This is a genomic window from Blastomonas sp., assembly GCF_030373265.1.
Taxonomy (GTDB): Bacteria; Pseudomonadota; Alphaproteobacteria; order Sphingomonadales; family Sphingomonadaceae; genus Blastomonas.
This window is the reverse complement of record NZ_JAUCZC010000012.1, coordinates 78,246-90,663: the sequence shown is the minus strand read 5'-3', so window position 1 is coordinate 90,663 and position 12,418 is coordinate 78,246. Positions and strand designations below refer to the sequence as shown.

10 protein-coding genes are annotated in these 12,418 nt (G+C 62.7%); 6 read left to right on the top strand and 4 right to left on the bottom strand.

What is annotated here, in order from left to right:
• Positions 1-23: 23 nt before the first annotated feature.
• The 3 genes from QUV11_RS09160 to QUV11_RS09150 all read right to left on the bottom strand — a co-directional run bounded on the left by QUV11_RS09160 (position 24) and on the right by QUV11_RS09150 (position 4,576).
• Positions 24-1,070 (bottom strand): tyrosine-protein phosphatase, encoded by a 1,047-nt coding sequence (locus QUV11_RS09160; RefSeq protein WP_300881869.1) that lies wholly within the window; start codon positions 1,068-1,070, stop codon positions 24-26.
• A gap of 14 nt (positions 1,071-1,084) precedes the next feature.
• On the bottom strand, positions 1,085-3,721 hold the full coding sequence (locus QUV11_RS09155; protein ID WP_300881867.1) for a TonB-dependent receptor: 2,637 nt from the start codon (positions 3,719-3,721) through the stop codon (positions 1,085-1,087).
• Between the two features lie 186 nt (positions 3,722-3,907).
• Positions 3,908-4,576, bottom strand: coding sequence for an arylesterase (locus tag QUV11_RS09150; protein WP_300881865.1), 669 nt, complete (start codon positions 4,574-4,576; stop codon positions 3,908-3,910).
• Between the two features lie 53 nt (positions 4,577-4,629).
• Between QUV11_RS09150 and QUV11_RS09145 the strand changes: the two genes are divergently transcribed.
• The 6 genes from QUV11_RS09145 to QUV11_RS09120 all read left to right on the top strand — a co-directional run bounded on the left by QUV11_RS09145 (position 4,630) and on the right by QUV11_RS09120 (position 11,015).
• The gene (locus tag QUV11_RS09145) at positions 4,630-5,340 is read left to right on the top strand and encodes an ABC transporter ATP-binding protein (RefSeq protein WP_300881863.1); all 711 of its coding nucleotides are present in this window, start codon (positions 4,630-4,632) and stop codon (positions 5,338-5,340) included.
• 97 nt (positions 5,341-5,437) lie between these two features.
• Positions 5,438-7,969 (top strand): FtsX-like permease family protein, encoded by a 2,532-nt coding sequence (locus QUV11_RS09140; RefSeq protein ID WP_300881861.1) that lies wholly within the window; start codon positions 5,438-5,440, stop codon positions 7,967-7,969.
• 61 nt (positions 7,970-8,030) lie between these two features.
• Positions 8,031-8,702, top strand: a complete 672-nt coding sequence (locus tag QUV11_RS09135) for a hypothetical protein (RefSeq protein ID WP_300881859.1) — start codon at positions 8,031-8,033, stop codon at positions 8,700-8,702.
• A gap of 213 nt (positions 8,703-8,915) precedes the next feature.
• Positions 8,916-9,704: a hypothetical protein gene (locus tag QUV11_RS09130; RefSeq protein WP_300881857.1), complete on the top strand. Its 789-nt coding sequence runs from the start codon at positions 8,916-8,918 to the stop codon at positions 9,702-9,704.
• Between the two features lie 80 nt (positions 9,705-9,784).
• Positions 9,785-10,126 carry a hypothetical protein gene (locus QUV11_RS09125; RefSeq protein WP_300881913.1) on the top strand — a complete coding sequence of 114 codons (342 nt, stop codon included), beginning with the start codon at positions 9,785-9,787 and terminating at the stop codon, positions 10,124-10,126.
• Positions 10,020-11,015: a L,D-transpeptidase gene (locus QUV11_RS09120; RefSeq protein WP_300881910.1), complete on the top strand. Its 996-nt coding sequence runs from the start codon at positions 10,020-10,022 to the stop codon at positions 11,013-11,015. The genes QUV11_RS09125 and QUV11_RS09120 overlap by 107 nt, the downstream gene beginning before the upstream one ends.
• A gap of 7 nt (positions 11,016-11,022) precedes the next feature.
• Here QUV11_RS09120 and QUV11_RS09115 read toward each other — a convergent pair whose 3' ends face one another.
• Positions 11,023-11,886, bottom strand: coding sequence for a hypothetical protein (locus tag QUV11_RS09115; protein ID WP_300881855.1), 864 nt, complete (start codon positions 11,884-11,886; stop codon positions 11,023-11,025).
• Positions 11,887-12,418: the final 532 nt, after the last annotated feature.

The following is a 12,418-nucleotide window of genomic DNA, read 5'->3' as shown; positions in this document are numbered from 1 at the left end:
AGCCCCCTGAAGGGGAGAGGGCTCTACTCCAAATAAAGCGACCGCAACCGCGCCACATCCACCGCGGTAATCCCCAGCGTCGCCAGATAGCCCTCGACCCCGCCATAATCGCGGTCGATCACCTCGAAGAACTGCGCCAGGTGCGATTGGCCCGAGGCCGAATAGAGCGGCTCGGCCTTGATCCCGCCCGGCTTCTTCGCGGCGGCGGTGTAATATTGGACGATCGGATTGTTCGGATGATCTGCAGGGTCGAGCGGCGGCAGTTCGTTCTGCGGGCGGCGCAATTGCGTGGAGAGGTGATAGTCCGCCAGGATCGTGTCGCGGTCGACCCCCAACACGCTGAGGATCAGCGCCGACGCGATCCCGGTGCGGTCCTGGCCGGCCGAGCAGTGGTACATTACTGCGCCGTCATCGGCGAGCAGCCGCTTGAACAGCGAGCGATACTGCGGGGCGAGCAGCTTCTCCATGCCGGTGTAGACATACTCGCCCTTCATGCTGCCCATATTGGCCATCAGGGGCTTGAGCGAATAGTCGTTGGAGACGAACAGCGCGCCGGTGCGGTCGTCGAGCAGCGTTCCGGCAACCTCGCGCTCCTCGAGCGACCGCAAATCGACGATGGTCCCGATATCGAGACCGCCGAGCAGGGTATAGTCCTGTTCTGTCAACAGCGGCAGCGCGCCCGAGCGGAACACCTTGCCCCAGCGCACCGTCTTGCCACCTGCGCCTTTGTAACCGCCCAGATCGCGGAAGTTGGATCCCTTGGCGAGTGGCAGCTCGCGTTCCGCCGCCAATGTCAACGATCCATCGCCGCCATCGCGCAGCACCACGAACTGGCGCTTGCTGGCGGGCATCGCGACGATCGCCTGGCCCTTGCGGTTGGCCTTGACCACCGGCGTGGCCGCGCCCGCGGCGACGGGCGTGTCGGTGACGATGATGTCGACCGGATCGCTGTCCTGCCAGCTGACCTTGACTGTATCGGCATCGATCCGGGCGACGGTCACGGTGTCCACCGCCAGAGCGGGGGCGGTGCTGGTCAGCAGGATCAGGGCGAGAGTGGTTTTGATGCGCATCGAAATATCTCCTGTCAGAAGCCGAAGCGGATGCCGGCAAGATAGCGGCGGCCGATCTGCTCGACCTCGGTCGGGCGCGCCCGGGTGCCCTGGAACGCAGTGTACTTCGCGTCGGTCAGATTGTTGAGATCGGCAAACAGGCTGATATTGGGCGTGATGTCATAGCGGATGGCGACATCGACATTGGTATAGCCACCGCGGAACTCGTCACCGGTCGCCACGCCGCCGCCGGTGCCGATCGACAGCGATTCCAGATAATCGGACCGCCACTGATAGCTGGCGCGGACCGACAGCCCGTATTTCTCGTAATAGAGCGAGGCGTTGACGATGGTGTCCGAGGTCCCGGGAAAGCCGATGTTCTGTCTGAGATCGGTGTCGAAATTGCCTTCGATCAGCGTCAGGTTGCCCTGGAAGCCGAAGCCATCGAGCGGCGAGGGCAGGAAGGTGAACTGCTGCTGGTAGTTGAACTCGACGCCGTAAAGCTTTCCCGCGTTACCGTTGAAGCTGGAGCTGAGCAGATAGCCCGAGCGATCGACGCCGCCCGAGTTGAATGCATCGTCGCCGACGATCTGGGTGTTCGAAAACAGCACATTGTCGACCCAGCGATGGAAACCCGCGACCGAGATGATGCCCTGGCCGGGAATGTAATATTCGAGGCTGGCATCGACACCCCAGGTGTATTCGGGCTGCAACGAGGGATTGCCGCCGCTGATCGTGCCGGGGCTGGTGGTGTCGTTGATCGCCGAGCTGACACGGATTTCGCCGAAGCTTGGCCGTGCGATGCCGCGCTGCCCGGCCGCCCGGAACACCAGATTGTCGCTCACATCGAAGCGCGCGTTGATGCTGGGGAAGATATCGGTGTATTCCTGTGGCGCCGAAAGCGGCACCAGTGCGCCATTGGCCAGCCGCGCCTGGCCCTGGTTGCCGATGCGGAAATGCTCAACCCGGGCGCCAGCGATCACCTGACCGCCCTCGAACACCAGCTTGGCCATGCCATAACCAGTCAGCGTCTTTTCGGTGAGCGCGAAGCGATTTTCGGCGGGCACATTGTTGGCGGGATTGAACCGGCCTTGGCGCTGCAGCGTCGCGAAGATATTGTCGAGATCGGCGCGCATCCTTGTGTTGTCGACATAGTTGAACGTCAATCCGAGCGGGAAGCCGGTGTCCCAAGGCTTGTCGGTGATGTAGCTCGCCGGATTGAAGCTGAGCCCGGTGCCAGCCAGCGCGGCAGGCGACAACGCAAGCGCGTTCGAAGTGGAAAAGAGGAAGCCGTTGATGTCGCGGTCGGCGTACAGAAAGCCGCCGGTCAAGGTCACATCGCCCAGTTCCTTCGCCACATCCAGCTTCACCGTATAGCTGTCGGTGAATACGTCCTGCACGACGGGGATCAGCAAGGCGGGCGATGCGTTGGTGTTGACGATCGTGCTCTGGTCGAAGTTCGCCAGCGCCGGGCCGCGCACGAAGCTGCCCGCCGTCGCGCCCGGCACGGTCTGGAACAGCTGGACGATGGGAAAATTCGGGCGGGTGAAGTCGAAGCTCACCGAAGGCGAGGTGGCCGTTGCGGTGCTCGCCTGGACCAAGGGCAGGAAGGTGGTGTTTTCGGTGCGGGTATAGTTGGCGGCGAAGTTCACCTTCCAGCCGTCGTCCTCGTAGTCCCCGCCGATGGTGTTGATGAAGTTGCGGGTGCGGTATTCGCCGAGGTTGAACGAGGCGCGCACCGGCACGCGGACGAGATTACCGCCAGACAGGTTGCGCGTGCCCGACAGCGCGCGGTCGAGCCGGATTTCGTACTGGTCGCGCTGCTCGTCATCCTTGAACTCGGTGTAGATGGTCTTGGCGTAAATCCGCTGACCCTCGGCCGGTGAATATTCCAGACCCGCAAACAGGCCGTTGTTCTCGCGCACCAGGCGATATTGACGGATATCGATCTCGGTCGGCCCAAATTGGGTCGCGGCGTTGGCTCTGACGTCGCTCGGATTGTCATACAGCCCGACCTCGCGGTTGTCCGTTACCTGCTCGCGGCGATAGTGCGATGCGCCCGCCACGATACCGAAGGTGCCATCGCTGTACGAGACGCGCAGCGATCCCTGGCGCTGGTCGCCATCGCCCAGTTCCATCAGCCCGTAGCCGACATCGCCCTGGACGTGGAGACCGGTCTTGCCCGCCAGTGGCGAGAAGGTGCGCAGGTCGATATTGGCGACGATCGCTTCGGCCTGGATGTTGGGGGTGAGCGACTTGTTGATCGCCAGCGCGCTCAGCAGCACCGCGGGCACCGCATCGAAGCGATAGGCGCGGGTGAGGCCGCCTTCGTCCGCGCCGATCATCGGAATGCCGTCGATGCTCACCGAGGTCCAGCGGTTGGGTGCGCCGCGCACTTGGATGTAGCGTTCCTGGCCCTGGTCGCGCTGCACCGCGACGGCGGGAAGCCGTGAGAGCGCAGCGGCGCTGTTCTGGTCGGGGAAGCGCCCGACCGAGTCCGCCGCGGAAATATCGATCAGGTTGTCGGCGTTGCGCTTCTGCGCGATCGATTCCCCCTGCGCGGTGATGATCGCGCCGCGCACGATGATCTCGCCGCCTTGATCGGCGTCTTCCTGTGCTGCGGTCGTCTGCGCGATGGCCGGCATCGCGGTCGATGCGGCCAGGACAGCCATCGATACACATAGCAATTTGCTGGTACGGAACTTCAGAATCATGACGCAACCCCCCGTTGGTGAACGAGGTGCAGCTAGAGCGGGCGAGTGACTCGCCAGCGTCGCAGGTGTGACGGATTATACGATTTATGGCGTCAAAATGACGCTAATTTGCCATCCCTTCGTCACCAAAACGCAGCATGCCGATCAGCCCTCCAGTTCGGCTGCCACCAAGTCGCTGATTCCGGACACAACCTTGGCAATGCCCTGCGGATTGGGATGGACGCCATCGGGGAGCATCAGCCCGGGATCGGTGATCACGCTATCGAGGAAGAACGGATACAGGTCCGCATCATAGGTCTTGGCAAGATCGGTGAAGATCGGGTTGAACCGGCCCGCATAATCCTGGCCGAGGTTGGGCGCGGCGATCATTCCGGTCAGCACCACGTCGATGTCGCGCTTCTGCAGTTCCTTGAGCATCGCCTCCATGTTGCTGCGGGTCTGGTCGGGGCTGATCCCGCGCAGCATGTCGTTGCCGCCCAGCCCAAGGAGGACGAGGTCGGGTTTGCGCGGCAGGCCATCGAGCGCGAACGCCAGCCGCTGCAGCCCCGCTGCGGTGGTATCGCCCGAGACCCCGGCGTTGTGGACCGTGACCTTGAGGCCCTTGGCGCCCAGCGCCTTTTCGAGCTGCGCAGGGAAGCTTTCGTCCTGCTTGACGCCATAGCCGGCATACAGGCTGTCGCCGAACGCCATCACCAATTTGGTGTCGGCGTTGAGCGCAGCGGGGCGGGCAGGGGCATCGGTGCGTTCGACCGGCGGCGGTGCAGCTTCGTCCGACGACGGCGAACATGCCGCAGTGCAATAGACAAGCGCCAATGCGGCCCCATATAGGATGATATTCCGACCCAAAGCGAAAGCCCTTTCATTTCATGCACGCACCTACGACGCGGTCCCATATTGCGATTGCCGCCCGCAATGTCACCCTTTCGCTGGGCGAAAGCGGCAATCAGACCCAGATATTGAAGGGCATCGACCTTGAAATCCCGCTCGGCCAGTCGGTGGCGCTGCTGGGGCCATCGGGATCGGGCAAGTCGTCGCTGATGGCGATCCTTTCGGGGCTCGAGCGCGCGACCAGCGGCGAGGTGACCGTCGCCGGGCTCGATTTCGGGCCGATGGACGAGGATGGTCTCGCCAGGGCGCGGCGCGGGCGCATCGGCATCGTGCTGCAGGCGTTCCACCTGCTGCCGACGATGACCGCGCTGGAGAATGTCGCGGTGCCGCTGGAGCTCGCGGGGCGCGACGATCCGTTCGGCACGGCAGCGCGCGAGCTCGAGGCGGTCGGCCTCGGCCACCGCGTCACGCATTATCCCAGCCAGCTTTCGGGCGGCGAACAGCAGCGCGTGGCGATCGCGCGCGCGATGGCGCCGGGGCCGGACATCATCTTTGCCGATGAGCCCACCGGCAACCTCGACGGGACGACGGGCGACGCGATCATCGATCTGCTGTTCGGCCGCCAGAAGACCAGCGGCGCGACGCTGCTGATTATCACGCATGATCCGGCGCTGGCGACACACTGCGACCGCGTCATCGAGATGCGCGACGGGCTGATCATCGCGGACCGTGCCGGGGGTGCTGCGTGAGTTTGCACTCTTCGTCATTCCCGCGAACGCGGGAATCCCGCTTGAACCATGCGCATAAGCGGGATTCCCGCGTCCGCGGAAATGACGGGATTACCGCATGACCTGGGCGCAGATCTGGCGCATCGCGCGGCGTGACCTTTCCGGGCGGTTCCGTGGCTTGCGCCTGCTCATCGTCTGCCTGTTCCTCGGCGTGGCGACGCTGGCGACGATCGGCAGCCTTACCGCGTCGATCACCGGCGAGCTGTCGCAGCGCGGGCAGGTAATCCTCGGCGGCGACTTCGAGGCAAGCATGTCGCAGCGCATGGCGAGCGAGGCCGAACTCGCCGCGTTCGAGGCGGAGGGCACAGTGTCCGAAACCGTGCGGATGCAGGCGATGGCGCAACGCATCGGCCAGCGCACCCGCGGCACCGGCCCCGATGCGATCCTCTCCGAGCTCAAGGGTGTCGATGCCGACTACCCGCTTTATGGTACGCTGACGCTGCAGCAGGGCACCTACGCGCCGCTCGATCCGCAAAGCGCGGTGATCGGCGCAGGCCTGGCCGACCGGCTCGATCTCAAGCCCGGCGACAAGGTCCGCTTCGGCGAGGCGGAGTTCGCCATACAGGCGATCATCGCCGACGAGCCCGACCGGCTGGGCGAGGGCTTCACGCTCGGCCCCGTCGCCCTGGTCTCCGATCTCGGCATCCAGCGCACCGGACTGATCCAGCCGGGCAGCATGTACGAAAGCAAATACCGCGTGAAGGTCGGTCCGCTCGCCGATCCGGTGGCGGCGATCGACCGCATCAAGGCGCAGTTCCCGCAAGGCGGGCTGGAGATGCGCGACCGCGAGCGCGGCGCGCCGGGCACCGCGCGCTTCATCGAGCGGATGGGGCAGTTCCTCTCGCTGGTGGGCTTGGCCGCGCTGGTGATCGCCGGGATCGGCGTCGGCAACGGCGTCGCGTCCTATCTCGCCACCAAGCGGCAGGGCATCGCCACGCTCAAGATCCTGGGCGCGGGCTCTGCCGATATCCTGCGCATCTACCTGGTGCAGATCCTCGCGGTCTCGGCGCTCGCCATCTTCGGCGGACTGATCGCCGGCGCGCTGATCCCGCCCGCGATCATCGCGGCGGCGGGCGACGTGCTGCCGGTGAAGCCCGGCTTTGCCATCCATCCGCTGCCGCTGGCGGTGAGCGCGGTCTATGGCCTGCTGATCGCGTTCATCTTCGCGCTGCCACCGCTGGCCCGCGCGCGGCACATTCCCGCGGCCGGGCTGTTCCGCTCGCTGGTCGAGGGCTATCGCTGGCCCGACCGCGCGACGATGATCGCGGTCGGCGCCGGCATCGCCGCGATCGTGGTGCTGGCTTTGGTCACCGCGCGCGAGGCGGTGTTCTCCGCCTGGTTCATGGCCGCGGCGACCGGCGTGCTGCTGCTGCTTGCCGGGATCGGCTGGGGCATCCGCTGGACGGCCTCGCGCCTGCCGCGCCCCAAGGCGCCGCTGCTGCGGCTGGCACTCGCCAACCTGCACCGCCCCGGCGCGCAGACCGGGCAACTGGTGGTCGCTCTGGGGCTGGGGCTGACGCTGTTCGTCATCCTTGCAGGGATCCAGACCAGCCTCACCAACGAGATCACCCGCACCGTGCCCAAGGAAGCGCCCAACCTGTTCGTGCTCGATGTCCCCGTTACGGGCCAGGCGCAGTTCCGCCAGACGGTGGAAGCCGCCGCCCCGGGCGCTGCGGTCAACACCGTGCCGTCATTGCGCGGCACGATCACCGGCTACAAGGACATCCGCGTCGCCGAGCTCGAGGACCTGCCCGACAACGCCTGGGTGCTGCGCGGCGAGCGCGGGCTCACCTATTCCGAGACGCTGCCCGAGGGCAGCGAGCTGATCGAGGGCGAATGGTGGCCCCGTGGCTATGACGGCCCCCCTCTGGTCTCGGTCGACAGGGAGATGGCGCAGACGCTCGACCTCAAGGTCGGCGACCCGCTCACCGTCAGCCTGCTCGGGCGCGAGTTCACCGCGACAATCGCCTCGCTGCGCCAGATCAACTGGGACACGATGGGCTTCAATTACGTGATGGTGTTCAGCCCCAACACCCTGCGCGAGGCGCCGCACAACCTCGCCGCCACCGTGTCGCTGAAGGGCATGCCGCAGGTCGACGCCAAGGAGCGCGCGGTATCCAAGGCGGTGCTCGCGGCGTTCGCGTCCTCCTCGGTGATCGAGGTGCGCGATGTCATCGGCCAGGTCTCTACGATCCTGACGCAGATCGCCACCGCCATCGCCGCCGCCGGATCGATCGCGATCCTGTCGGGCATCGCGGTGCTGATCGGCGCGATCGCCGCCAGCCGCCAGGCGCGGATCTACGACAGCGTGATCCTCAAGACCCTGGGCGCGACGCGAGGCCAGATCCTCTCGGCCCAGGCGCTCGAATATGGGTTGCTGGCAGCGCTGCTGGCGCTGGTGGCACTCGCGCTAGGGGTGACGGCGGCGTGGTATGTTATTACCCAGATTTTCAGCTTCAACTGGCTGCCCGACTGGCCCGTGGTGCTGATGACCCTGGGCGGAGGCGCGCTGCTGACGCTGGGGCTGGGTCTGGCGGGATCGCTGCCGGTGCTGGCGGCGAGGCCGGCGCGGGCTTTAAGGCAGTTGTGAGGGGGCGAAGGATTAGCCCCGGGTCTTGATGCCAAGTGAAATTTAGGGGAATGATAAACCCATGGATTTCATGAAGTTGCTGAACTCGCTGGACGAGCTTCTGTACGAAGTGATGAGCTGGCTCATCTTTTTCCCGTTGACGGTCTGGCGGACGATCGTCCGGCCGGTCGAGATGATGCAATACGCTGATCAGCAGCTAAACCAGCCTGAGGCCAAGCAATACGCGGACGCGCTCAATCCGCCCGTGTTCCTCACGGCCGCGCTTGCCATGACCCATTTCGGGGCCTCCGCCCTCGGTCAGGTCGATCAGATTGAAGCGAGCCATCGCGGTCTTTCAGCGATGATCAATGACGATACCAGTGCTCTCTTGCTTCGGATCATCGTTTTCGCACTCTTTCCGCTGATGATGGCCGTGCGCGAGGTTCGCCGCGAGAAACGGCCGCTGAACCGAAAGTCGCTGCAACTTCCATTCTACGCGCATTGCTATCCTGCGGCAATTTTCGCGCTTTTCCTGACTGCCGGTAGTATCCTGGCTGGCCTGACGCTGAGGCCGTTCCAGATTTTCGGATGGACCCTCATCGTTTCGGCGGTGGCCTATTATCTCATCGTGGCAACCGTCTGGTTTTCCCGGCAACCCGGTAGCAGTAGGATCGGCGCGTTCGGCTCAGCGCTTCGCGCGATGGTCGAAGCCTCCGTTGTTTTTGGGATTGCGGGCGTCCTGTTCAGTACATGAGTAGCCCAGAGCACTGGCGCGCCATGACGGTTGCGACTGCTTGTCGGCGCCGTACAGTTAACATGAGTGAATGTGGCGCGATGTTGCTTGCGCCGATTCATGGTTTAAGAGCGCTCAAGTATTGCTGATCGGTAGGAATTATGGTCCCTTTATAGAAGGGGGGTAACCTTGTCAGATTCGGGCCGCTGACTGCGGCTCGCAGGAGGCGAATGTATGAAGCGTATTGCCATCGCTATTACCGGTATTGCCCTTGGGTCCACGTTTACAGCAGTTGCGCAAACACCTCCCGAACTATCCGATCTTGTCGGGGCCAGGGGCTCAAGCGGCGAAGCCCAGATGATGTCGCGTGGGTACACAAACGTCCGCACCGAGCGAGGAGACGACCGGGTGTGGACGTTCTGGTGGAATCCGAACATGCAAACCTGCGTCACCGTTGCGACGGTGAACGGCCGTTACGCATCCATCACGACATCTCCCGCGCCTGATTGCAGACGTGAGGGCGGATCGGCAACGACTTTGCCAATGCCAGCCCCGGGTGGGGGCCCCATGCCGATGCCCGTGCCTTCGACACCCGCCGATGGGCAGTGGTTCGATACGGCACTGGTGTGTTTCGGCGAGGGTCAGCGTCCTGCCTTTGCCACGCGTTACGGATATACTTGGGACTATAACAAGGGGCGCTATATCTACGGAAACCGGACCGAATTGACCCCGCAGGACTTCGATGCGTCGGTCACCGTGCAGCTTTGGGAGGGGGGCGGACGCATTCGGCTGCCCAACAAGCTCATTCCTCCGATTCATTCGCGTGGGGAACACGGCTGGTGGGAGCTCGGCAAGGTCTCCAGAAGTCGTGACACCATCACCGCAGAATACCGACTGAACGGATTGAACAAGCCGCGGATGACGATCGACCGGCGCAGCGGCCGGATCTCCATCAGGGGCACCGGCGATTACGCATTCCGTGGTGAATGTGACACCGTCGACAATCAGCAACGCCGGTTCTGACACGTCGGTGCACGCTGAGCTGACCGGCGCATCGCGCCAGGCGCGGATCTACGACAGCGTGATCCAAGATCCTGGGCGCGATGCGGCGGCAGATCCTGTCGGCGCAGGCGATCGAATACGGGCTGCTCGCGGCGCTGCTGGAGGTGGTCGCGCTAGGGCTGGGGGTGACGGCTGCGTGGTATGTGATCACGAAGATGTTCGACTTCGGCTGGCAACCCGACTGGGGCGTGGTTTTCGTTAGTTCTGATTGCGAGTTACCGATCTCGACCCAGACCCGGTCGCTCCCGGCTCCCGATGACGACCAATCGAAAGGAAGTGCTCGTGCGTATTTCCCTTTACGCTATCATACTGGCATCATTTCTCGCTTCGCCAGCCGAAGCGCAAGGATCTCGCGAAAGTTCACAAACGGAACTGGCGCGTAGGGCAGACAGTCTCAAGCCTGGTCAATGGGTGTGGGCCCCGGCCGCGTCGCCGTCTGGCCCAGTCCTGGTATACGTTGATCTCTCGCGGCAGATCGCGACGGTTTACCGCAACGGTGTGCGGATAGGAGTGACCACCATATCGTCCGGCAAGCCTGGTCACGAGACACCGACCGGCGTGTTCACGATCCTTCAGAAAGACGCCAAGCACCGGTCGAGCACATATAACAATGCGCCGATGCCTTACCAGCAGCGATTAACTTGGGATGGGGTAGCACTGCATGCCGGGGGTTTGCCGGGGTACCCCGAAAGTCACGGGTGCATCCATCTGCCATTCGAATTTTCCCGCGCGCTTTTCGAGATCACCTCGCTTGGTGTGACGGTCGTTATACAGGGTGATGCTCTACACCATGTCCGAACATCGGATTTCAGTTTGCTTTCTCCGTTTGATGCCAAAGGTCGTCCGGTCGAAACGGAGACACTGGGGACTGCCGGTTATGTTTGGGAGCCACAGCGATCGACAACCGGACCACTGACTATCGTCGTATCAAAGTCGGATCAAAGGGTCGTCGTCATGCGCAGCGGCGTCGAGATCGGTCGCAGCATTGCGAAGATTGATGACCGGGATTCCGGCTCACATGTGATTACCTTACTTCGTAGCGCAAGCGGAACGCTACAATGGTCTTATCTCGGGCTTCCCGGTCATGAAGAGGAAGAGGGCAAGGTCCTGGATGAATCAGTCATCAACCGACTGCAGCTTCCACAACCCTTTTACGAGAATGTAAAAGGGTTGTTTGTTCCCGGTACAACGATCTTGATCACGCAATCAGCTGTCGGGACGAGTCCCGGAGAGCCTATCACTGTCATGGATGCAATCGCTCCCGGTATGTGAGCCATCGTCAATCTGGGGCTGGCATGCCGGGCAAGCTTGCCGAATAGCTTTGCGGGCTGTCGATTGTTTTGATCCATTTCACCGATGCAACGCGCCAGTTTGGGTCTGATTGTCTCAAGAGCGCGAACAGTCCAGCCAGATGCTTTGCGCCATAGGTGACATAGATCAGATTGCGTGATTCAGCGGCAAGACGTCCAGCAAGCACCCTGTTTCTATAGTCGAGGATAAGTGGATCCAAGGTATCGCGTTTTGCCGGGTCAGCGCTTGCCGTCATCGACATGGTCATGAAGCCGCGGCAAACAACCCCGGCCATGTCCCGCTGGGCCTGAGTGCCGTTTGAAAGATACTGCACAACAGTTTCGAAGCCGTCGGTATCAGGCGTTTCCGCCTTTCGCTTCGTGGCGGCGGCAAACGCCGGATTGCGCGCGGCAAGCCGATCGAATTCTGCCTTGAGTTCAGCAGTGGTAACGTCCGCTACAACGTGACGCTCTGGGTTTGCCACGCGATCGCGCTCCACGACGGCAAGATAGTCGCTTTGAAACCGTAGCCCGCACACTCTGCTCAGATCACGATAGGATGAGGTGAGATCCTTGCCGCCCGTCACGAGCTGATCGAACCATTGATCGGCCTCGGGTGTCGAGGGCTGCACCCCTTCGTAGTAAGCCACATAACCGCGCGAAAGCGCATCTTCGAGATCGAACACGACACCCTTATAAAAAGCATCCGACCCGACGTGCTGCATGCCCTGAAAGACCACGCGCTTGGTGCCGTTTGTCAACGTCACCTGTGGGACCAACGCAGGTCTGGTCTCGGCGAAAAACGCAAAAAAGTAGATCGGAGCTGCAAGCAGCATCGCCAGGACAAAGGTCATTGCGAATGAGGATTTGATCCATGCGGAAAGGAAAGTTCCACCCCAAACGTACCGCGCCAAGATCCACGCTACCGGGAGGGCGAGTAAGCATGCAATCAGTAACGTGATCGGAAACAACCACTGCCACGCTTGCAAGAGCATTGGTAGTGCCAGCAGAAAGCCACAGAGTGCGAGGAACCAGAAGATCGCACCAGCCCGGATTCGCCAAGGGTGATTACTGCCAATCATGCCTGCCCCACTATCTGCCGCCTATCCCATGGATTGAAATACTCTACCCGTTGTGACTTCTGGTCAAGATCGATCCGTTTTCAGACGTTTACGAACTGTCGAGGTGCGCCACTGACGATATCTCCGATTTTGGCGGAGGCGGTCGATCCGGTAAGCTCTGCCGGATTGGCGGTTTGTACCAGACCTCGCCGCTACATTTTACCGATCCTGGCAGTTTGCGGACGGCAGTTTCACGACACCTTGCAGACGAACCAACAAAAAAGCCGCCCCGGTTGCCCGGAGCGGCTTTTTTGTGGTTTCCCGA

Bases quoted from the DNA above. Each gene is read 5' to 3' on its own strand.
- QUV11_RS09160 (WP_300881869.1), bottom strand. From the start codon at position 1,070: ATGCGCATCAAAACCACTCTCGCCCTGATCCTGCTGACCAGCACCGCC.
- QUV11_RS09155 (WP_300881867.1), bottom strand. From the start codon at position 3,721: ATGGCTGTCCTGGCCGCATCGACCGCGATGCCGGCCATCGCGCAGACG.
- QUV11_RS09145 (WP_300881863.1), top strand. From the start codon at position 4,630: ATGCACGCACCTACGACGCGGTCCCATATTGCGATTGCCGCCCGCAAT.
- QUV11_RS09140 (WP_300881861.1), top strand. From the start codon at position 5,438: ATGACCTGGGCGCAGATCTGGCGCATCGCGCGGCGTGACCTTTCCGGG.
- QUV11_RS09135 (WP_300881859.1), top strand. From the start codon at position 8,031: ATGGATTTCATGAAGTTGCTGAACTCGCTGGACGAGCTTCTGTACGAA.
- QUV11_RS09130 (WP_300881857.1), top strand. From the start codon at position 8,916: ATGAAGCGTATTGCCATCGCTATTACCGGTATTGCCCTTGGGTCCACG.
- QUV11_RS09125 (WP_300881913.1), top strand. From the start codon at position 9,785: ATGCGGCGGCAGATCCTGTCGGCGCAGGCGATCGAATACGGGCTGCTC.
- QUV11_RS09115 (WP_300881855.1), bottom strand. From the start codon at position 11,886: ATGACCTTTGTCCTGGCGATGCTGCTTGCAGCTCCGATCTACTTTTTT.